The organism is Phenylobacterium koreense (assembly GCF_040545335.1).
Taxonomy (GTDB): Bacteria; Pseudomonadota; Alphaproteobacteria; order Caulobacterales; family Caulobacteraceae; genus Phenylobacterium; species Phenylobacterium koreense.
Genome location: NZ_JBEPLU010000001.1, coordinates 1,173,849 through 1,193,620, shown reverse-complemented (window position 1 = coordinate 1,193,620; position 19,772 = coordinate 1,173,849). Strand labels below are relative to the sequence as shown.

Below are 19,772 nucleotides of genomic sequence, written 5' to 3'. Positions count from 1 at the left end.
CACTCAAGGTTAGCCTCCGAGAGAGAACGCCATGCCCCGCGCAACCAACGGCCCGGTCGAACTCGAGTACGAAACCTTCGGCGTCGCCGAGGCGCCGGCCATTCTCCTGATCAACGGCCTCGGCTCGCAGATGACCCGCTGGCCGGCCGAGTTCTGCCAGCGCCTCGCGGGCCGCGGCCACCAGGTCGTCCGGTTCGACAACCGCGACGTCGGCAAGTCCACCTGGTTCCAGCCGGGCCAGGCCTACAGCCTTTCCGACATGGCCGCCGACGCCATGGCCGTGCTCGACGCCGTGGGCGTCGCCAAGGCGCACGTCGCGGGAATGTCCATGGGCGGCATGATCGCCCAGCTCGTCGCCATCGAGCATCCGGGCCGGGTGCTCTCCCTGACCTCGATCATGTCGGCGACCGGTGCGCCTGGAACCCTGGACCCGGCGCCCTCCGCCGCCACCGTCCTCTCCGCGCCGGCCCCCGATCCCAAGACCGACTTCGAGGCCTTCGTCGCCCATGGCGTGAAGAACGCCCAGATCATCGGCAGCCCCGGCTATCCCTTCGAGGAGGAGGCCCTGCGCCAGCGGGTGATCGACGAGTACGAACGCGCCTTCACCCCCACCGCCAGCCAGCGCCAGATGGCCGCCATCCGCGGCGACGGCGACCGCACCGAACGCCTCGGCAAGCTTAAGGTCCCGACCGTGGTCCTGCACGGCGCCGACGATCCCCTGGTCCAGGTAGCCGGCGGCGAGGCGACGGCCAGGGCGATCCCGGATGCGGAGTTGCGGGTCGTTCCGGGCATGGGGCACAACCTGCCGCCTTCGCTCTACGACACCTTCATCGACGCCATTCTCGCCGCCGTGGCGCGCGCCTAAAGATTTCACGACGAAAAGGAACACCCATGGGACGTCTTTCCGGCAAGACCGCCATCATCACCGGCGCCGGTTCCGGTATCGGCCGGTCCGCCTCGCTGCTGTTCTCGGGTGAGGGCGCCAACCTGGTCGTCGCCGACAAGATGGACAGCGTCGATGAAACCGCGCGCCTGGTCGCCGAGGCCGGCGGCAAGGTCGTCGGGCTGCAGGGCGACGCCGGCGACGAGGCCTTCGTCGAGAGCCTGGTCGCCAAGGCGGTCTCCGAATATGGCGGGCTCGACGTCGCCTGGGCCAACGCCGGCATCTCCGGCGGCTGGAAGACCTTTGACGATCAGGACGGCGCCTTCTGGGCCGAGGTGCTGCGGGTCAACCTGATCGGCGCCTTCCTGCTGGTGAAGCACGCCTCCCGGGTGATGATCCCGGCCGGCAAGGGCGGCTCGATCATCTGCACCGCCTCGGTGGCCGGCATCCGTTCCGGCGCCGGCGGCACGCCCTATTCGGCCTCCAAGGCCGGCGTCATCAGCCTGGTCCAGACCTCGGCCAACGAGTTCTACGGCACCGGCGTGCGGGTGAACGCCATCTGCCCGGGCCTGATCGAGACCGGCATGACCCAGGCGATGTTCGACGGCGCCCGCGCCCGCGGCAGCGAGAACAAGATCGGCCAGCTCAACCCGATGAACCGGGCCGGCGCGCCCATCGAGATCGCCAACGCCGGCCTCTTCCTGGCCTCGGACGAGAGCTCCTATGTGGACGGCCAGGCCATCGTCGTCGACGGCGGCCTCTCCTCGTCCCACCCGGTGGTGCGCCGCAAGCGATGATCTACCTCCTGCGCCACGGTCAGACCGACTACAACCGCGAGGGCCGCCTGCAGGGCCAGACCGAGTCCCAGCTCACCGAGCTGGGCATGGCTCAGGTCCAGGCCATGGCCGACCTCCTGAAAGGCGAGATCGGCGACGAGCCGGGCTGGCGCATCGCCGCCAGCCCCTTGAAGCGGACCCGCCAGTCGGCCGCCATCGTGGCGCAGACCCTGGGGCTCGAGGTCGAGATCGAGCCCCTGCTGATCGAGGTCGGCTGCGGGGTTTGGGAGAACCAGCTCTACGACGACCTCCGAGCGGCCTATCCCAAGGACTTCACCGGCCCTGGCTGGTGCTTCCGCTCGCCGGACGGGGAGCGGTTCGAGCATGTGGACGACCGGGTGCGGGCCTGGCTGCGCGCCTTGCCGCCGGAGGGCGAGCGCAAGGTGATCGCCGTGGCCCACGGCATTTCCGGCAGCCTGCTGCGCGGCGCCTATCTCGGCCTCTCCTCGCAACTGACCCTGATCCAGGACACGCCCCAGGACGCGATCTTCCGGCTGACCGAGGGCAGGGTGGACCGGCTGGCCTGCCGCCCGGTGCTCGCGGCTTGATCTATCTGGTCCGGCACGGCGAGACGGTCTTCAACGCCCAGGGGCGCCAGCAGGGGCGCCTCGACTCGCCGCTGACCGCTCAAGGGCGGGCTCAGGCCGCCGCGGTCGGCAGGTTGCTGGCCAGATTGGTAAGAAAACCTGCCGATTGGCGCCTTGTCGCAAGCCCCCTTGGGCGGGCCCAGGCCACCGCTTCGATCATCGGGGAAACCTTGCGATTGCCGGTCGAGACGGACCCGCGGGTGATCGAAATCTCCTTCGGCGAATGGGACGGGCGTCTGCGCGACGAACTGGCGCTCGAATACCCCAAAGCCTTGGCCAGCAAGGCCTGGCGCTTCGCCGCGCCCGGCGGCGAAACCTACCAGGCGGTGCACGATCGGCTCGCGGACTGGATGGCCAGCCTGCCGCCGGAACCCGACAGAAAGGTGATCGTCGTCAGCCACGGCGGCTCGGGCCGCGTCCTGCGCGGCGCCTTCCTGGGGCTAAGCCCGGAGGCGATCTGGGATCTGGAGACGCCTCAGGACGCCGTGTTCTGCTTGGCTAATGGATCGATCGTGAGGTTCGATTGTCAACCTGCCGAAGGCTGAAGTGGCCGGTTACGGCCAGCACGCCGAAGGCCGCGACCACGCCCAGCAGGAAGGCTCCGGCGACCGCCGTCGAGAGCCCCGCGACGCCCACCTGGACCGGCGGCCGATCCATCCAGCGCACCACCGAGCGCGTCGGCTCCTCGTCGAGATAGTCGTCGTAATATTCGACCATGGCCTTCTCCTGCGCTCTGCGCAGCCCTAACCCCTTCCGCGGGCGCAGGTTCCGCGCCGCTGGCGTTCGGGCGCGGCTGGCGTTAGAAGCCGCCCACTGAACTTTCAGAGAGACCCATGGCCGGACATTCCAAGTTCAAGAACATCATGCACCGCAAGGGCCGCGCGGACGCGGCGCGGTCCAAACTGTTCTCCAAGCTTTCCCGCGAAATCACCGTGGCGGCGAAGACGGGCATGCCTGACCCGGCGATGAACCCGCGCCTGCGCCTGGCGGTCGCCAACGCCCGCGCCGAGTCGATGCCCAAGGACAATATCGAACGCGCGATCAAGAAGGGCGCCGGCGGCGACGGCGAGAACTACGAAGAGGTCCGCTACGAAGGCTTCGGCCCCGGTGGCGTGAACATCATCGTCGAGGGCCTGACCGACAACCGCAACCGTGCGGCCTCGAACATCCGGACTATTTTCTCGAAGAACGGCGGGAACTTGGGCGCTTCCGGCTCGGTGACGTTCCAGTTCGACCGGATGGGCGAGCTGACCTATCCGGCCTCGGTCGGCTCCGAGGACAAGGTCATGGAGGCGGCTATCGAGGCCGGCGCCCAGGACGTCGAATCCGACGACGAAACCCACGTCATCTACACCGCCTTCGAGGACTTCGCCGAAGTCGCCGCCACCCTGGAAGGCGTGCTGGGCGAGGCCAAGTCGAGCAAGATCGTCTGGCGTCCGAAGAGCGCCACGGCCGTCGAGGGCGAGACCGTCGCCACGCTGCTGAAGCTGATCGACGCGCTCGAGGACGACGACGACGTGCAGAACGTCTACGGCGACTACGACATCTCCGAAGAGGACATGGAGAAGTACGCCTAAGGCGCACGGAAGCTTAACCGCAGCTCGCGCGTTTCCGGTGCGATGGACTTCTTCGATCCTACCTATGTCGTGCCGATCCTCGCCGCCATCGCCACCGGCGGCGTGATCGGCTACGAGCGCGAGTACCGCGGCCGCGCGGCGGGGATACGCACCCATATCCTGGTCTGCCTGACCTCGACCCTGCTGATGCTCGCCGCCGTGCATCAGATCAGGTGGATGGCCGGGACGCCGCACGACGTCATCCGGATCGACCCGGTGCGGATGGCGCACGGCGTGCTGACCGGCATCGGCTTCCTCTGCGCCGGGGTGATCTTCCGCGAAGGCTTCTCGGTCCGAGGCCTGACCACCGCCGCTTCCCTGTGGATCACCGCCTCGCTGGGGCTGCTGTACGGCATCAGCCTGCATTGGCTGGCCATCACCGGGACCCTGGCGACCCTGCTGGTGCTGGCCGGCCTGCGCGTCGCCGACGGGTGGCTGCCGCACATCCAGCATGTGGATGTCGTCGTCCGCTATGTCCGCGGCAGCGCGCCGACCGCCGCCCAGTTCACCGCCTTCGTCGCCGAGCATGGCCTGAAGCCCGACGCGGTCGCCACCCGCCTGTTGCCGGACGACACCGGCGTCGAGCTCGCCTCGACCCTGCGTGGCCGCAACGCTCATTTCTGCCAGGGCATGGTGGACAAACTCCTGGCCGACCCGGCCGTCATCTCCTTCGACGTGTCTCCGCGCCACGAGTAGCCCGGGAAACCGTTGAACAAGCTGCGCATTGTTCAACGGGGGACTGGAGGCTGGGATGCGGGCGAACCTGAACGGGGATGCGCCGGACGTTAGCCGACGCTCGCTGCTTGCCCTGGGTCTCGCCGCCGGGCCCGCCGCTGCGGCCGCCCAGGCGCCGCCGCTCCAGCCGCTTCCGCCCGCGGCGCCCGTTACGCGCCACGCGCCCGACTGGAACCGGCTGCGCAGCCAGTGGGACCTCGACTGGAGCGAGGTCGACCTCTCGGCCATGCTCTTCGCCTCCAATCCCAAGCCGGTGCGCGATGCGATCTCCCGTCACCGCCAGGCGCTGGACCGCAACCCGATCACCTACCTGGAGCGCAACAACAAGGCCCTGCAGAACGCCTCGCGCCGGGCCGCCGGCGCCTATTTCGGCGTGCCGATGGAGCAGGTGGCCCTGTGCGAGAGCACGACCTCGGGCATCGCCCTGGTCTATGCCGGCCTCAACCTCCGCTACGGCGAGGAGGCGCTGACCAGCATCCACGACTACTACGTCACCCACGAGGCCTTGCGCCTGGCCTCCCGCCGGACCGGCGCGGGCGTCCGCAAGATCGTCCTGCACGATGGAACGGCTACGGCCTCCACGCCCGAGATTGTGCGCCGGGTGCTGGGGGGGATCACCCCGGCGACGCGGGTCCTGGCCCTGACCTGGGTGCATTCCTCCACCGGCCTGAAGCTGCCGATCCGCGCCATCGCCGAGGCTCTGCGGCCGATCAACGCCCAGCGCCAGCCGGCCGACCAGGTGCTGTTCTTCGTGGACGGCGTGCATGGCTTCGGTGTCGAGAACACCACCTTTCCCGAGCTTGGCTGCGATGTGCTGGTCTCCGGCTGCCACAAATGGATCTTCGGGCCGCGCGGCACCGGCGTGATCTTCTTCAGCCCCCTGGCCCTGGCGCGGCTGGCCCCGACCATCCCGACCTTCCTGGCCTCGGGCGCCTATTCGGCCTGGATCGGCGACTACGACCCCGGGCCGGTCACGGCGGCCCACATGACGCCCGGCGGCTTCAAGGCCTTCGAACAGGTCTGGTCCATGGGCGAGGCGTTCCAGTTCCTGCAGATGGTCGGCAAGGAGCATGTGGCCGCCCGGACCTACGAGCTGGCCGACCAGCTCAAGCGCGGCCTGGCGGTGATGCCGCATGTGAGGGTGCAGACGCCGCAGGGCTCGCAGATGTCGGCGGGGATCGTCAGTTTCGACGTCGCCGGCATGTCGGCGCAGGCCGTCGTCTCACACCTGCGGAGCTGGCGCATCCTCGGCTCGGACGCACCCTATGCGACGCCGCACGTGCGCCTGACGCCGAGTATCCGCAACACGCCCCAGGACATCGCCTTCGCCCTTCAGGCGGTGGCTTCCCTGGCCTGAGCCTATTTCTTCTCGCCGGTCGGGCCGTCGTCGCTGAGCACGGTCAGATGCTCGCCCGTGCTCTGGGCCGTCACCGGCGAGTCGGTCACCAGCACGGTGGAACCGGGCGTCATGACCGCCTGCAGGTCTTCCATGAAGCCGTGCGGCACCCGCAGGCGGTCCAGCTCGTTGGCGTCGACCGGGCGGCCGGCGTCGGCGTCGTTCCCAGGCACTCCGACCATGACCCATTGGGGCGCGCCGGTGCTGCTGGTGGTCAGGGTGGCCACGCGCACGCCGGTGGAATCGCCGTCGATCGTCGCGTGGGCGCGGCCGATCTCGACCCCGTTTCGCAGCACCACCGCCTGATGGTCGGTGCGCGAGATCACCACCGAGATCGGACCCTTGGGCGAGAGTTCAGGATGCCAGCGGTAGGCCTGGCCTTCGGTCAGCTCCAACCGGGTGTGGTCGGAGACCTTGGCCGGCGCCAGCACGCCCGCCGCATCGGCGCGGATCGGGTCGCCGTGGCGTCCGGCGACGATGACGGTCCCGCCCATGGATGTCGTGCCGAACAGCAGCTTGGCGAACTGGTAGGGCAGGTGGATGCAGCCGTGGCTCTCCGGATAGCCGGGCAGGCCTCCGGCATGCAGCGCCACCCCGTCCCAGGTCAGCCGCTCCTGATAGGGCATGGGGGCGTTGTCATAGGTGTTGGAGCGGTGGTCCTTGTCCTTCTGGAGGATCTGGAACACGCCGGTCGGCGTCTCGTAGCCCGGCTTGCCCGAGGAGATGGTGCTGACGGCGATCCGCACCCCGTTGCGGTAGACGGTGGCGAGCTGCCGGCTCAGGTCGACATAGACGATGACCGTGCCGGTCGGGCTGGAGTCCGGCGCCCAGATCCACTGGCCGGGCTTGAGCGTATCGGCCCGGCGCGCCAGCTCGGCGGCGGAACTGACCTTGGAACCCTGAGCCTGGACCAGTTCGCCCGCCCCCAGCGCCAAGACACACGCCAGCGCAGCCGACCACACACGCATCCGAATGCTCCCAACACGCACGCCGCCTAGGGTGCATTCTTTCCAACGGCCGTCTAGGCGCGCGGATAGAGGATGATCTGGGTGCAGCGGAAGGCCGCCATCAGCTTGCCGGTGGCGGCGTCCTCGACCTTGGCGTCCCACACCTGGGTGGTGCGACCGCCGTGCAGCAGGCTGGCGGTGCAGATCACCTCGCCTTCGCGCAGAGTGCCGACGAAATTAGCCTTCACCTCGGCGGTGGTGAAGCCGCTCGCGCCCTCCGGCCAGGCGGTGGAGACGCCATAGGCGCAGAGGATGTCGGCGACCGACAGGACGGCTCCGGCCAGCAGATAACCGGTGTGGGCCACGAGGTCCGGGCGCACCTTGAAGCGGCCCACCACCTTGCCGTCTTGAACCTCGGTGATGGTGAGGCCCAGGTGCTCGGGCAGCTTGCCCTCGTTCGCGCCGTTGAGCTTTTCGACGCTGGTGTGGTTGCTGGTCGCGGCCATGACGTATCCCCCTTTTATTGGGGGCGGATCATGGCGACGAAGCCGGGGGAAGGCTAGCCGAGCTTGGCTTTGGATCTCGCATATTCCTGGGCGCCGGCCGTAAAGATGCGGTCGCCTTCCTCCAGGGCGTCGGGCGCAAGGTCCGGCGCGGTCTCGAGCTCGCGGTAGAGCGGCGCGAAGTCCGTCTCCAGGGTCTGGCGCAGCAGGTCTTCGAAGCTGTCGATGACGAAGTAGGTCTGCTGGTAGTCGTCGATCTTGTAGTTGGTCCGCATAACCCGCTTCAGGTCGAAGCCGACCCGGTTCGGCGAAGGATCGTCCAGGGCGAAGATCGACTCGCCATAGCTGGAGACGATGCCGGCGCCATAGAGGTGCAGCCTGCCCTCTTCACGGATCAGGCCGAACTCCACCGTGTACCAGTAGAGGCGGGCCAGCTTGTGCAGGGCGCCGAATTTCAGCGAGCGCAGCCCGCCCTCGCCATAGGCCTGCATGTAGTCGGCGAAGACCGGGTCGGCCAGCAGCGGCACGTGGCCGAAGACGTCGTGGAAGACGTCCGGCTCCTGCAGGTAGTCGATCTGCTCGGGCTTGCGGATGAAGCGCCCGGCGACGAAGCGGCGGTTGGCCATGTGCTCGAAGAAGACGTCGTCGGGCACCAGCCCAGGGACGGCGACCACGCTCCAGCCGGTCAGCTTCTGCAGGCGCTCGGAGAGTTCCTCGAAGTCGGGCACGCCGGGCTTGGACAGGCGCAGGACGTCCAGGCCCTTCATGAAGGCCGGCGTGACGCGGTCGGGCAGCATGGCCGCCTGGCGGGCGAACAGCTTGTCCCACATGGCGTGCTCGCCTGGCGTATAGGCCGCCCAGTCCTGAGGAATGGTCCAGTCGGCGGCCGCTCCCGGCGGCGGCCCGTTCAGCAGTTCGGCCTTTGCGTCCATCATCCCGTAAAATTACCGCCCGGGCCGGGGAGAAGCTTGGTCGATTGTTTGTCCGGCATGGATCGTTTTATCCGATTGATGGCTATCCTGTGGCTCGGATGAGCTGATAATTTGCTTGCGCGACGTCGTGTGTGGTGAAAGTTCCGCTTATGTTAAATTGAACATTCCGGAGTTGGGTGTGGCCGAAACCCTGGACGACCTCGACCTTCGCATCCTCGAGGCCCTGCAGAAGGACGCCTCGCTCTCGACCGCCGAGCTGGCCGAGATCGTGGGGCTGTCGCAGTCGCCCTGCTGGCGGCGGCTGAACCGGCTGAAGGAGGCCGGCTATATCCGCGACCAGATCACCCGCCTCGACGCCGAGAAGCTGGGTTTCAACACGATCGTCTTCGCCAATGTGCGCCTCTCGGCCCACGGCCGGGCCAATGTGGCCGAGTTCTCCGAGGCCATGGCCCAGTTCCCGGAGGTCATGGAGTGCTACACCATCCTCGGGGCGTTCGACTTCATGCTGCGGATCGTCACGCGCGACATGCGGACCTACGAGCAGTTCGTGTTCGGCCGCCTGCTGACCCTGCCGACGGTGCAGGAAATCCACTCCACGGTGGCGCTTTCCGAGGTGAAGAACACCCAGGCCCTTCCCCTGCGAGGGCGTTAGGCCGATAGACTTGCGCATGACGACGCGCATCTGGATCCAGACCAGCTACCACACCGCGTTCAAGTGCGGCGGCTGGGCCTATGTCAGGGCCGGGAAGGGCGCACCGGTCGGCCAGGCCGGCGGCGATCGCTACACCACCCCCGACCGCATCGCCCTGGCAGGTCTGCTGGCGGCGCTGAAGGACGCACCGGTCGGCGAGACCTCCATCCAGATGGACAACCGCGCGGTCGCCACCCTCGCGGCGCGCATCGCCGCGGGCCGGCCGCCGCAGGGCGAGGACGCGCCGACCGAGGACCTCGACCTCTGGGCGGCGCTCACCGCCGCTCTGACAGGACGCAAGACGAGCTTCGCCCTGGCCGGGCCCTCGAAGGCCAGCCCCACCGGCTTCGCCGCGGCCTGGGCGGAACTGGCGCGGGACAAGGCCAACGCCCAGGGGACGTTCATCTCGGCCATCCCGAAGCCGAACCTCGCCAAGGTGGCGGGGCTTTAGGGGACGTAGCGGATAGGTGGGACCGCCTGCGGCGCCCTCCGTCGCGTTGCGCGCGCCATCTCCCGCAGTGGGGGAGGACCTGACGCCTATACCCCGTACGGCCGATACGGCCCGGCGATGAGCTGTTCGAAGACGCCCATGCCAGTCACCGGCGCTTCGCCCGGCAGGTTCAGGGTGACGCGCGAGAGGGCCTGGATGTGGACGTTCTCGGGCGCGGCCATGTCGGCGGCGGCCAGGTCGATGTCCTCGCGCTCGACCACCAGGTCCCCCTTGTAGCCCCCATGACGCCAGGCCGGCGCACCATAGCCGATGCCGCGCATCAGGAAGGTCAGGAACGGTTCGAAGCGGATGCTGGCGGCGCCCTGGGCGAGGGGGATGCTGAGGGTTCCGCCCTTGGCGTGGCGGGTGCCCGGGATCAGGGCGACCTCGTCCATCGCGGCGCCTTCGGTCTCGTAGAAGCCGTCGTGCCCGGCCCCGTCCGGGGCGATCACTGCACGGGTGTTCCAGGGACGGCCGTCCGGATCGGCGTTGATGTGGAAAAAGACGCTGCGGTCGGCGAAGTTCAGCGGGGTCCACTGCCAGAAGAAGCCGGTGATGGTCATCGGGACCGGCGGCTGCGGGTCGGGGGCGCCGATCGGGCGGATGCCCCAGGAGCGGTCGCGGGTGCCGACGGTTCCGGCGGCCAGCTCCTTGCGAACCCCGTCCACTTCGATCCAGCCGGTGCAGCGGACGTTCTGGGTCAGGCGCGTGTAGTCCATGAAGGCGCGCGGCCCGTTGCGGCGGGTGAAGCGCGGCTCCTCGATCGGGAAGGAGCGGCCTTCGAACACGATCTCCGCGGCGAAGCCGTTGGACGGCTCGACGATCAGCTTCAGCTTCTGCAGCGGCTCGATCACCTCGATGCGAATCGGCCCGCAGGAGAGGTCCAGGCGCTCCATGTGGATCACCTTGGAGGCGTGCAGGCAGTGCTCGATTCCGTTGCGGATCACCGAGAAATGGGCGTCGGCGACGTTGAGCTGGGGATAGACCCCGAAGGCCGCGGCGAAGAACTCCGTCCCATCCGGCTGATAGCCGTTGAAGAAGTAGCGATCGTAGAAATTCCGGTCCGTGCCCGCATACGCGATCGGTTCGGCGGTCTGGTGGATCGGAAAATCGTCGGCCTTGGTCAGCATGCAGCGTCCTCCCTGACGTCTCGTGTGGGTGCGATCTTGTCTTTGTCGATTGACGGTATTGCGACGTCGCCCGTATGCGCAGTATCAAAGTGATCAAAGATAACAAGACAAGGGAGAAGGCTTTTTGCTGACGCCGCGTAAGCTTACGGGGCGTAAACCAGCGAAGAGACGTCAGTAGCCATGGGCATCAGCGGCGCGCGCATACCAGACGAACACGCGGCGAACCTCGTCGATCCTGCCGCTTATGCGGATGGTCGCATTCACGAAACTTATGGGTGGCTTAGGGCGAACAATCCATTTGGCCTGGCTGAGGCGGAAGGTTTCGACCCCTTCTGGGTGGCGACCAAGCACGCCGACATCCTCGAGATCAGCCGCCAGAACGCCCTGTTCCACAACGGCGATCGCTCGACCGTGATCACCACAAAGGCCGCCGACACGGCGGTGCGCCAGTTGATGGGCGGCAGTCCGCACCTGGTGCGCAGCCTGGTGCAGATGGATGCGCCGGACCATCCGAAGTACCGCGCCCTGACCCAGGCCTGGTTCATGCCGGCCAACATCAAGGGACTGGAAGACCGGATCCGCGGCATCGCCCGCCGCGCCGTCGACAAGATGGCGGCCACGGGCGGGGTGTGCGACTTCGTCCGCGAGGTGGCGCTTGGCTATCCGCTGCACGTGATCATGGAGATCCTGGGCGTTCCGGAAGAGGACGAGCCCCGGATGCTGACCCTGACCCAGGAGCTCTTCGGCGCCGCCGACCCGGAACTCGGCCGCAAGTCCGGGCAGCTGGAGCAGCGCGACATGAGCAAGATGCTCTCCGAGGGGGTCATCGCCGACTTCTACGCCTATTTCGCCAGGCTTTCGGCCGATCGCCGCGCCAATCCCAAGGACGACGTGGCCAGCGTGATCGCCAATTCGCAGATCGACGGCCAGCCGATCTCCGAGCTGGAAGCCATGAGCTACTACATGATCGTCGCCACCGCCGGGCACGACACCACCTCTTCCTCGACCGCCGGCGCGATCTGGGGCCTGGCGCAGAACCCGGGCGAGCTCGCCAAGGTGAAGGCCGATCCGTCGCTCATTCCGGGCCTGGTGGACGAGAGCATCCGCTGGATCACCCCGGTGAAGACCTTCATGCGCACGGCCACCGAGGACACCCAGTTCGCCGGCCGCCAGCTCGCTAAGGGCGACTGGATGATGCTCTGCTATGCGTCCGGCAACCGCGACGAGGAGGTCTTCGACGATCCGGCGGCCTTCAAGGTCGAGCGCAAGCCGAACAAGCACCTGGCCTTCGGTTATGGCGCCCACGTCTGCCTTGGCCAGCACCTCGCCAAGATGGAGATGCGCATCCTCTGGGAGGAACTGCTGCCCAGGCTCGACAGCGTCGAGCTGGCCGGCGAGCCCAAGCAGAGCCTGGCCACCTTCGTGAACGGGCCGAAGACGCTGCCCATCCGCTTCGCGATGCACTGAAGCCATGGGCGGCAGTCCGGTGAGGGGGCTGTTCGGCGTCGCCGCCGGCCCCCGTCGTCTCGCGGCCCGCGCCGCGATCCACCTCTTCTTGCGGGGAGAGGGTCTGATTTGGGGCTTATCCGTATGAGCGCTCTCGAACCTCGCCTTGCGTCCTACATCGCCGCGCGCATGCCGGCCGCCACTGAGGTGGCCGTCGCCGACCTGACGCGGATCTCCGGCGGCGCCTCGCGCGAAACCTACCGCTTCCGCCTCACCTGGTCGGAGGGCGGGGAGGGGCGCGAGCGACGGCTGATCCTGCGGCGTGACCCGCCGGCCTCGCTGATCGACACCGAGCGGCGGATCGAGTTCGAGGCTTATCGCGCCTTTCGAGGCAGCACGGTCCCGGTGCCGGAGATGCTGTGGCTCGAGGAGGCCAATGAGGCCCTCGACCACCCGTTCTTCATCGCCGAGGAGATCTGCGGTTTCCAGGCTTCGCCCCAGGCCTTGTTCGCCCCGCCCTACGTCACGACCCTGGCTAAGCTGGGCGAGCGCAAATGGACGATCCTCGGCGACATCGCCAAGGCCGATCCCGCGGCCGTGGGCCTGGTCGGGGTGATGCCCGCGGTGACCGCCGCCGGCTGCGCCGACCACGAGCTTTCCTACTGGGAAAAGGTGCTGGACGAGGACCAGGCCGAACCGCTGCCGATCACCCGGGCGGCCATCCGCTGGTTGCGCGCCCACATGCCGCCGCCCGCCCAGAAGATCGGCGTGGTGCACGGCGACTTCCGGACCGGCAATTTCCTCTACGACGACGCCGGCGGCATCCACGGCGTGCTCGACTGGGAGATGGCGCACCTGGGCGACCCGCTGGAGGACCTGGGCTGGAGCCTCAATCTGGTCTGGTCGTTCGGCTCGGGCCTGGCCGGCGGCCTGCTGCCGCGCGATCAGGCGATCGCCATCTGGGAGCGCTCCAGCGGCATGAAGGCCGACCCCGACGCGCTCCACTGGTGGGAGTTGTTCAACTGCGTGAAGGGCCAGGCGATCTGGATATCCTCGGCCCGCGCCTGGATCGACGGCGGCAACCGCGAGCCGATCATGGCCTATCCGCCCTGGGCCCTGCAGAACGCCCAGGATCGCGCCATTCTGAAAGTGATGGGACGCCTATGACCCCTGCTGTTCCTGCCGTCCTCGCCGAGATCGCCGGCATCGCCGTCCGCAACGCCGATCCGTCTGTTCATCCCGCCGACCGCGCCAGTTCGCTGGGTCTGTCGGCGGCGCTACTGGGTATGGCCGCCGAGGTCTGGGATGGTATGGCCGCCCGCCTGTTCGAGGAAAACCGCGCGATCCGGACTCTCCTGGCGCGGGGGCCGGCCATCGGGCTGGACTTCTTCGACCTGGCCTCCGCGGCCGACGAGGACCTGCGCATCTCGTCGCTGAAGGCGGCCAACGACACCCTGCGCGCGGCCCTGATCGAACTGCAGGCCCGGGCCGAGCACCGCGGCGCAACCGATCTCCAGGCCGCCATCTGGGCCGAACTGGTCGCCTCGACCGAGCGCCGGAAGCTGGCCAACTCGCCGGCCTGAGATCCTCCCCTTCTTGAGGGGGCATCCGGCGAGCCTGGAACCTCACACGTCCAGGAGCTAGGCTCGCGCCCATGTCATCCGCCGAAAGCTTGACGCTGCGCGCCCTGGATATTCTCGAAACCCTGGTGGGCTTCGACACCACCTCCAGGCTCTCCAACCTCGCCCTGATCGAATGGGTCGAGTCCTATCTCGACCGGCACGGCGTCGCCCACCGCCGCGTGCCCAACGCGGACGGCAGCAAATCGAACCTGATCGCCACCATTGGCCCGGCCATCGAGGGCGGGGTGGTGCTCTCGGGCCATACCGACGTCGTGCCGGTGGACGGTCAGGCCTGGTCGACCGACCCCTTCAAGCTGACGCCGAAGGACGACGGCCGGATCTATGGCCGCGGAACCTGCGACATGAAGGGCTTCCTGGCGCTCGCGCTGGCCGCAACGCCGGACCTGGTCGCCGCCGGGCTCAGGCGTCCGGTGCATCTGGCCTTCTCCTACGACGAGGAGATCGGCTGCCTGGGCGCGCCGGACATGATCCGCACGATCGGCGCCGAACTGCCGCGCCCGGCCTTGGTGGTGGTCGGCGAACCCACCAACATGGAAGCCGTGTCCGGCCACAAGGGCATCGCCACCTTTACGGTCACGGTGAACGGCAAGGAGGCCCACTCCAGCCAGACGCACCTGGGCGTCTCGGCGGTGATGGAGGCGATCCCGCTGCTGGCCTCGCTCAGAGCGCTCGCCCGTCGCCTGGAGGAGGAAGCCGACCCGGCCTCTCCTTTCGTCCCCAAGCACGCCACGCTCACCATCGGCCTGCTGAACGGCGGCACGGCGGGGAACATCCTGGCTCGCGAATGCGCCTTCCAGTTCGACCTGCGCTGCCCGCCGGGCCAGGACCCGCTGAAGGTGCTCGCCCCTTTCTATGCCGAGGTCGAGGCACTGGACCGGCGGCTGAAAGCGTTGTTCGCCGAGGCCGGGGCCAAGGTCGTGCAACGCTCGGGCACGCCGCCGCTCTCGCCTGAGCAGGACGGGGCCGCCGAGGCTTTCGCCCGCAGGCTGGCCGGCGACAATGGCCCGGCGCGCGTCGTGCCCTATGCCGCCGAGGCCGGGCAGTTCCAGCAGGCGGGGTTCTCCACCGTCATCTGCGGGCCGGGCTCCATCGACCAGGCGCACCAGGCGAACGAGTATGTCGAGCGCAGTCAGATGGAGCGCGGCGGCGCCTTCATGGCGCGGTTGATCGAGTGGGCCGCAGGGGCCGGATGACCGGGCGCCGGCCGAAGAGGTCGCGCGGGTTCCAGGTCATGGCGCGGGCGATCTGAAGGGTGCTGGCCCGCCGCCGCCGCTGCACCGCGCGGCGGCTTTTCAGGATGACGGGCAGGCCTTTCAACGACTCCTTGAAGGCGCGCCAGACGAGGGGCGCGTGCGGGTGGTTCTCGCGCCGGCTGGAGATGTAGGCCACGCAGAACAGGTGCAGCGGCACGACGAACGGCAGCAGCGGCCAGGGCGTGTCCTTGTAGACCACGTAGAAGCGGTTGCGGGTGCCGTGAAACACCGCGAACTCAGACTTGCGCCCGCCGCTGGAGGCCGAGCCTACGTGGCCGATGGTGGCGCCGGGGACCAGCAGGGTCGGCTCGTCGGCGAGTTGCAGGCGATAGCCGAGGTCCACGTCCTCCGAATAGCAGAAGAAGAACTCGTCGAACCCGCCCAGATCGAGGAAGAGCTCGCGGTCGATCATCATCGCCGCGCCGCAGGGGGAGAAGACCTCGCCTTCAGGCACATTTCCCGGATCGGGCTGCAGATACCCTCCGCGATAGGGGATGCCGGTGATCGACATGACGTCGCCAAGGCCGTCCAGGTGGCCGGGAACTTCGGTCATCACCTGACGGGAGGTGAAGGACCGCACCTTCGGATAGCGCGCGGCGGCGTTGATCAACTGCTCCAGCCAGTCCGGCTCGGCATAGGCGTCGGGGTTCAGCAGCACGAACCAGCGCCCGCGGGCCAGCCGCGCGCCCTGGTTGCCCGCGCCGGCGAAGCCGAGGTTTTCATCGTTGCGGATCAGGCGGGCGAAGGGGAATTCGGCCGCGATCTCCGCGTCGCCCGGGTCGGGTGAGGCGTTGTCGATCACCAGGGCCTCGAAGTCGCGGAAGGTCTGGGCCTCCAGGTAACGGAGGCAATCGCGCAGGGTCGGGCCTGAATTGTAAGCGATGATGCAGACCGTGACTTGGACGCTTGCGGGCGCTGGCGACTTGTCTTCCTGCGCGCGGTCGTTCATGCGGTGGCGGTTTCCAACTTGCGGGTAGCCATGACGTCGATCACGCCGCTTTCAATCCCCGAGGTCCTGCTTATCACGCCAAAGCGCCATGGCGATGCGCGGGGCTGGTTCTCCGAGACCTGGAGCCGCCGCACGCTGTCGGCGGCCGGGATCGAACACGATTTCGTGCAGGACAACCAGGCCTTCAACGCCAAGGCTGGCACGGTGCGCGGGCTGCACTTCCAGCAGGCGCCTCATCCGCAGGCCAAGCTGGTGCGCGTGCTGCGCGGCGAGATCTTCGACGTGGCCGTCGATGTCCGCGCCGGTTCGCCCACCTTCGGCAAGTGGGTCGGCGCCAAGCTGACCGCCGACGGCGGCGAGCAACTGCTGGTCCCGCGCGGCTTCGCCCACGGCTACTGCACCCTCACGGACAATTGCGAGCTCTTCTACAAGGTCGATGGCCAATATGCGCCGGAAACCGAGGGCGCCCTGCTCTGGAACGATCCGGACGTCGGCATCGACTGGCCGTTCAGCGGGGAGGCGATCCTGTCCGACAAGGACCGGATCGCGCCGCGCCTCAAGGACATGCCGGTCCCGACCTTCTGAAGGCCCTTAGATGACGAGTGAACTGGTCCGCATCCTGGACATCGAACCCATCGACCTGGACATGTTCCGCGGGCACACGCCCCAGGGCGAAACCCGCCGCATCTATGGCGGCCAGGTGGTGGCCCAGGCGCTGACCGCCGCCTATCGCACGGTCGAGGCGCGGACCTGCCACTCGATGCACGCCTATTTCATCCGCGGCGGCGACCCGAAGATTCCGATCCTCCTGAAGGTCGAGCGGGTCCGCGACGGCGGCTCGTTCTCGGTGCGGCGGGTCACGGCCCTGCAGCACGGCCAGCAGATCTTCAATCTCGCCGCCTCCTTCCAGACGCCGGAGACCGGCTTCGAGCATCAGATCGAGATGCCCAAGGCGCCCAGCCCCGAAGGGCTGCTGGACGAGGACGAGCTACGCAAGGCCGCCGGCCAGACCGAGCCGCGCCGCACCTGGCCCATCGAGATCCGTCCGGTCGACCCGATGCCCTATGGCCCGGGCAAGGCGCCGGTGATGGAGCCGAACCAGTCGGTCTGGTTCCGCGCGCGCGATCCACTGGGCTCTGACCCCAACGTGCACCAGTGCGCCCTGGCCTACGCCTCGGACATGACCCTGCTGGACACGTCCCTGCGTCCGCATGCGGTGGAGGGTGGGACCGGCCAGGTGGCGAGCCTCGATCATGCCCTGTGGTTTCACCACGCCACCGACTTCACCAAGTGGCACCTCTATGTGCAGGACAGCCCCTCGGCCTCCGGCGGACGTGGCTTCAACCGGGGCTCGATCTTCGACGAAGGGGGCAAGCTGGTGGCCTCCGTCGCCCAGGAAGCCCTGATCCGCTACCGCGAGCGGCCGCGCTAAGGCTTGAGGCCTGCGAGAATCGCCAGGGTCCTGGCGTCTTCCTCGCCACCGAAGTATCGCGCCAAGGCGGTGGTAAAGGCCGTCTCCTGCGGCGCGACGGCGTGGAAGAGGGTCATGCAGGAGCGGAACTTCATGTCGTCCGGACTGCCGAACACCTCCCGGGCGGTCCGCTGAGGGATCTCGCACGCCAGTTCGGTCAGGTCCCGCAGCCGCGAGCCGAGCACCGGATGGGCCAGATAGGCCCGCGCTTCGACCGCCGAGCCGATCGCATAGAGCCGGGACATGGCGCTCTCGCCCAGGCCTGCGATCTGCGGGAAGACGAACCACATCCAGTGACTGGCCTTGCGCCCCGCCGTCAGCTCCGCCCGCGCCTCGTCGATGACCGGCCCTTGAGCGTCGATGAACCTCGCGAGATCGTAGGGATCGGACATGGGGGTTCCTCTGGTGGCTCTCGCGATTAGGCTAGGTCGTGGCCAACGGGCCAGTTCTTTAGAGAAAACCCCACGCTCAGGATCGACAACCACCCCTATCTCGGGCTTTGCTGCCGCGCCTGCTTCGCGGCGGGCCAATTTCCAAACGTCGATTTTGATTGGGGACGAATTTCCAGATGGCGAGAATCTTGCCTGAACCCACGCCCGAGACCCAGCATTTCTGGGACGGGGCGGCCCGGGGCGAACTGCTCCTGCAACGCAACAAGGCCACCGGCGAAGCCTACTTCCCGCCGCGCCCGTTCTGCCCGAAGACCGGCTCCCGCGACGTCGAAGTCTTCAAGGCGAGCGGCAAGGCCGTCCTGTGGTCCTACGTGATCAACCACCGGCCTCGCCCCGACATGGGGACCGAGCCCTACGCCATCGCGGTGGTGAAGCTCGAGGAAGGCCCGACCATGATGACCAACATCGTCAACTGCCCGCAGACGCCTGAGGCGCTGGTCCTCGACATGCCGCTCGAGGTCGTCTTCGAAAAGTTCAGCGACACCATCTCGCTGCCCTTCTTCCAACCGGCCAAGTCGTAAGAGGGGCTGACAATATGCAACCTAAGTCCGTCGCGGTCGTCGGGGCCGCGGAAACCACGAAGATGGGCAAGATTCCGGACGTGTCGGTCATTGGACTGCACGCCGACGCCGCCCTTAACGCCATGGCTGACGCTGGCCTGACGCCCGCCGATATCGACGGCGTGGCCACTGCCGGGATCAGCCCGGTCGAGCTCGCGCACTATCTGGGGATCAAGCCGACCTATGCGGACGGCACCTCGGTCGGCGGCTGCTCGTTCATGCTGCACGTCCGCCACGCCGCGGCCGCCATCAACGCCGGCCTGGCCAAGACCATCCTGATCACCCACGGGGAATCGGGCAAGTCGCGGGTCGGCGTCGGCGGCTTCGGCCGTGCGGCCTCCAGCCTCATGGGCCAGTTCGAGATGCCCTTCGGCGTCACCTCGCCGCCGACCATGTTCACGGTGCCGGTGCTTCGCTACATGAAGACCTACGGCGTGACCGAGGAAGACCTGGCCATGGTGTCGGTCATCCAGCGCGAGTGGGCGGCCAAGAACCCCCGCGCCAGCTTCAAGGACCCGATCACCGTCGACGACGTCCTGAACTCGCCGATGATCGCCTGGCCCTACCGGATGCTGATGTGCTGCCTCGTCACCGACGGCGGCGGCGCCCTGATCCTGACCAGCGCCGACCGGGCCAAGGACTTCCCGCACAAGCCCGTCTACGTGCTGGGCACCGGCGAGAGCGTCGAGACCCCGATGGTCTCGCAGATGTACGACTTCACGTCGTCCACCGCGTTCAAGATCTCCGGCAAGAAGGCGTTCGACGAGGCCGGCATCAAGCACTCCGACGTCGATCACCTGATGATCTACGACGCCTTCGCCCACCTGCCGCTCTACGGCCTGGAAGACCTCGGCTTCGTGAAGCCGGGCGAGGCCAAGGACTTCATCCGTGAGCGCAACACCGCGATCGGCGGCAAGCTTCCGCTGAACACCAACGGCGGTGGCCTCTCCTACATGCACTCGGGGATGTACGGCATGTACGCCCTGCAGGAGAGCGTGCGTCAGATGCGCGGCATCGCTCCGGCCCAGGTGGAAGGCGCCAAGATCAGCGTCTGCCATGGCGTCGGCGGCATGTTCGCGGCCTCGGGCACGATCATCTTCACGAACGAGAAGTAGACCGCTCCGAACTGCTGACCGCGCGTCCACCGCGCGGCAGGAACGCCCTTCCCGACAGCCGTCGGGGAGGGCGTTTTCTTGAGGCGTCGGCGTGCGCCGGTCGGACGCTGTTTCGATTCCATCGATACAAGAATGCA

General features: G+C 67.9%; 24 protein-coding genes. 17 read left to right on the top strand and 7 right to left on the bottom strand.

What is annotated here, in order from left to right; genetic code table 11:
• Positions 1 to 31 precede the first annotated feature (31 nt).
• Genes ABID41_RS05910 through ABID41_RS05895 form a run of 4 tightly spaced genes read left to right on the top strand, consistent with a single transcriptional unit; the run spans position 32 to position 2,851 of the window.
• The gene (locus ABID41_RS05910; protein ID WP_331929191.1) at positions 32 to 865 is read left to right on the top strand and encodes an alpha/beta fold hydrolase; all 834 of its coding nucleotides are present in this window, start codon (positions 32 to 34) and stop codon (positions 863 to 865) included.
• 26 nt (positions 866 to 891) lie between these two features.
• Entirely contained in the window at positions 892 to 1,680 is a 789-nt protein-coding gene (locus ABID41_RS05905; protein ID WP_331929192.1) for an SDR family NAD(P)-dependent oxidoreductase, read from the top strand.
• A complete protein-coding gene (locus ABID41_RS05900; protein ID WP_331929194.1) occupies positions 1,677 to 2,267 on the top strand; it encodes a histidine phosphatase family protein in 591 nt (196 codons plus the stop codon). The genes ABID41_RS05905 and ABID41_RS05900 overlap by 4 nt, the downstream gene beginning before the upstream one ends.
• Complete coding sequence (locus ABID41_RS05895) at positions 2,264 to 2,851, top strand: histidine phosphatase family protein (protein ID WP_331929196.1); 588 nt, start codon at positions 2,264 to 2,266, stop codon at positions 2,849 to 2,851. The genes ABID41_RS05900 and ABID41_RS05895 overlap by 4 nt, the downstream gene beginning before the upstream one ends.
• Here ABID41_RS05895 and ABID41_RS05890 read toward each other — a convergent pair.
• Complete coding sequence (locus ABID41_RS05890; RefSeq protein ID WP_331929197.1) at positions 2,805 to 3,023, bottom strand: hypothetical protein; 219 nt, start codon at positions 3,021 to 3,023, stop codon at positions 2,805 to 2,807. The genes ABID41_RS05895 and ABID41_RS05890 overlap by 47 nt on opposite strands.
• Positions 3,024 to 3,139: 116 nt before the next feature.
• Here ABID41_RS05890 and ABID41_RS05885 point away from each other — a divergent pair, with 116 nt between their 5' ends.
• Genes ABID41_RS05885 through ABID41_RS05875 form a run of 3 tightly spaced genes read left to right on the top strand, consistent with a single transcriptional unit; the run spans position 3,140 to position 6,014 of the window.
• Positions 3,140 to 3,883, top strand: coding sequence for a YebC/PmpR family DNA-binding transcriptional regulator (locus ABID41_RS05885; RefSeq protein ID WP_331929199.1), 744 nt, complete (start codon positions 3,140 to 3,142; stop codon positions 3,881 to 3,883).
• A 42-nt stretch (positions 3,884 to 3,925) separates the two neighbouring features.
• A complete protein-coding gene (locus tag ABID41_RS05880; RefSeq protein ID WP_331929201.1) occupies positions 3,926 to 4,618 on the top strand; it encodes an MgtC/SapB family protein in 693 nt (230 codons plus the stop codon).
• A 55-nt stretch (positions 4,619 to 4,673) separates the two neighbouring features.
• Complete coding sequence (locus ABID41_RS05875) at positions 4,674 to 6,014, top strand: aminotransferase class V-fold PLP-dependent enzyme (protein WP_354297287.1); 1,341 nt, start codon at positions 4,674 to 4,676, stop codon at positions 6,012 to 6,014.
• Between the two features lie 2 nt (positions 6,015 to 6,016).
• Here ABID41_RS05875 and ABID41_RS05870 read toward each other — a convergent pair whose 3' ends face one another.
• Genes ABID41_RS05870 through phhA form a run of 3 tightly spaced genes read right to left on the bottom strand, consistent with a single transcriptional unit; the run spans position 6,017 to position 8,435 of the window.
• The gene (locus tag ABID41_RS05870) at positions 6,017 to 7,021 is read right to left on the bottom strand and encodes a L,D-transpeptidase (protein ID WP_331930307.1); all 1,005 of its coding nucleotides are present in this window, start codon (positions 7,019 to 7,021) and stop codon (positions 6,017 to 6,019) included.
• A 53-nt stretch (positions 7,022 to 7,074) separates the two neighbouring features.
• Positions 7,075 to 7,506, bottom strand: coding sequence for a PaaI family thioesterase (locus ABID41_RS05865; protein WP_331930305.1), 432 nt, complete (start codon positions 7,504 to 7,506; stop codon positions 7,075 to 7,077).
• 53 nt (positions 7,507 to 7,559) lie between these two features.
• On the bottom strand, positions 7,560 to 8,435 hold the full coding sequence (phhA, locus tag ABID41_RS05860) for a phenylalanine 4-monooxygenase (protein WP_331930311.1): 876 nt from the start codon (positions 8,433 to 8,435) through the stop codon (positions 7,560 to 7,562).
• A gap of 178 nt (positions 8,436 to 8,613) precedes the next feature.
• Here phhA and ABID41_RS05855 point away from each other — a divergent pair, with 178 nt between their 5' ends.
• The gene (locus ABID41_RS05855) at positions 8,614 to 9,087 is read left to right on the top strand and encodes an Lrp/AsnC family transcriptional regulator (protein WP_331930303.1); all 474 of its coding nucleotides are present in this window, start codon (positions 8,614 to 8,616) and stop codon (positions 9,085 to 9,087) included.
• A 16-nt stretch (positions 9,088 to 9,103) separates the two neighbouring features.
• Complete coding sequence (locus ABID41_RS05850) at positions 9,104 to 9,577, top strand: hypothetical protein (protein ID WP_354297286.1); 474 nt, start codon at positions 9,104 to 9,106, stop codon at positions 9,575 to 9,577.
• Positions 9,578 to 9,663: 86 nt separating this feature from the next.
• Here ABID41_RS05850 and ABID41_RS05845 read toward each other — a convergent pair whose 3' ends face one another.
• Entirely contained in the window at positions 9,664 to 10,746 is a 1,083-nt protein-coding gene (locus ABID41_RS05845) for a hypothetical protein (protein ID WP_331932514.1), read from the bottom strand.
• Positions 10,747 to 11,082: 336 nt separating this feature from the next.
• Between ABID41_RS05845 and ABID41_RS05840 the strand changes: the two genes are divergently transcribed.
• From ABID41_RS05840 to argE, 4 genes are all read left to right on the top strand, one after another.
• Positions 11,083 to 12,213, top strand: a complete 1,131-nt coding sequence (locus ABID41_RS05840) for a cytochrome P450 (protein ID WP_331932513.1) — start codon at positions 11,083 to 11,085, stop codon at positions 12,211 to 12,213.
• Between the two features lie 123 nt (positions 12,214 to 12,336).
• Positions 12,337 to 13,359, top strand: a complete 1,023-nt coding sequence (locus ABID41_RS05835) for a phosphotransferase family protein (RefSeq protein WP_331932512.1) — start codon at positions 12,337 to 12,339, stop codon at positions 13,357 to 13,359.
• Complete coding sequence (locus ABID41_RS05830; RefSeq protein ID WP_331932511.1) at positions 13,356 to 13,775, top strand: hypothetical protein; 420 nt, start codon at positions 13,356 to 13,358, stop codon at positions 13,773 to 13,775. The genes ABID41_RS05835 and ABID41_RS05830 overlap by 4 nt, the downstream gene beginning before the upstream one ends.
• A gap of 71 nt (positions 13,776 to 13,846) precedes the next feature.
• Positions 13,847 to 15,028 (top strand): acetylornithine deacetylase, encoded by a 1,182-nt coding sequence (argE, locus tag ABID41_RS05825; RefSeq protein ID WP_331932510.1) that lies wholly within the window; start codon positions 13,847 to 13,849, stop codon positions 15,026 to 15,028.
• Here the strand turns inward: argE and ABID41_RS05820 are convergent.
• Complete coding sequence (locus ABID41_RS05820) at positions 14,988 to 16,037, bottom strand: glycosyltransferase family 2 protein (protein ID WP_331932509.1); 1,050 nt, start codon at positions 16,035 to 16,037, stop codon at positions 14,988 to 14,990. The genes argE and ABID41_RS05820 overlap by 41 nt on opposite strands.
• Before the next feature lie 30 nt (positions 16,038 to 16,067).
• Here ABID41_RS05820 and rfbC point away from each other — a divergent pair, with 30 nt between their 5' ends.
• Positions 16,068 to 16,622, top strand: a complete 555-nt coding sequence (gene rfbC / locus ABID41_RS05815) for a dTDP-4-dehydrorhamnose 3,5-epimerase (protein ID WP_331932508.1) — start codon at positions 16,068 to 16,070, stop codon at positions 16,620 to 16,622.
• Between the two features lie 10 nt (positions 16,623 to 16,632).
• Positions 16,633 to 17,469, top strand: coding sequence for an acyl-CoA thioesterase (locus ABID41_RS05810; RefSeq protein WP_331932507.1), 837 nt, complete (start codon positions 16,633 to 16,635; stop codon positions 17,467 to 17,469).
• Here the strand turns inward: ABID41_RS05810 and ABID41_RS05805 are convergent.
• Positions 17,466 to 17,900 (bottom strand): DUF1810 domain-containing protein, encoded by a 435-nt coding sequence (locus ABID41_RS05805; protein WP_331932506.1) that lies wholly within the window; start codon positions 17,898 to 17,900, stop codon positions 17,466 to 17,468. The two genes, ABID41_RS05810 and ABID41_RS05805, sit on opposite strands and share 4 nt — an antisense overlap.
• A gap of 176 nt (positions 17,901 to 18,076) precedes the next feature.
• Here ABID41_RS05805 and ABID41_RS05800 point away from each other — a divergent pair, with 176 nt between their 5' ends.
• Positions 18,077 to 18,481 (top strand): Zn-ribbon domain-containing OB-fold protein, encoded by a 405-nt coding sequence (locus ABID41_RS05800; RefSeq protein WP_354297285.1) that lies wholly within the window; start codon positions 18,077 to 18,079, stop codon positions 18,479 to 18,481.
• Positions 18,482 to 18,495: 14 nt separating this feature from the next.
• Positions 18,496 to 19,635 carry a thiolase C-terminal domain-containing protein gene (locus ABID41_RS05795; RefSeq protein ID WP_331932504.1) on the top strand — a complete coding sequence of 380 codons (1,140 nt, stop codon included), beginning with the start codon at positions 18,496 to 18,498 and terminating at the stop codon, positions 19,633 to 19,635.
• Positions 19,636 to 19,772 lie beyond the last annotated feature (137 nt).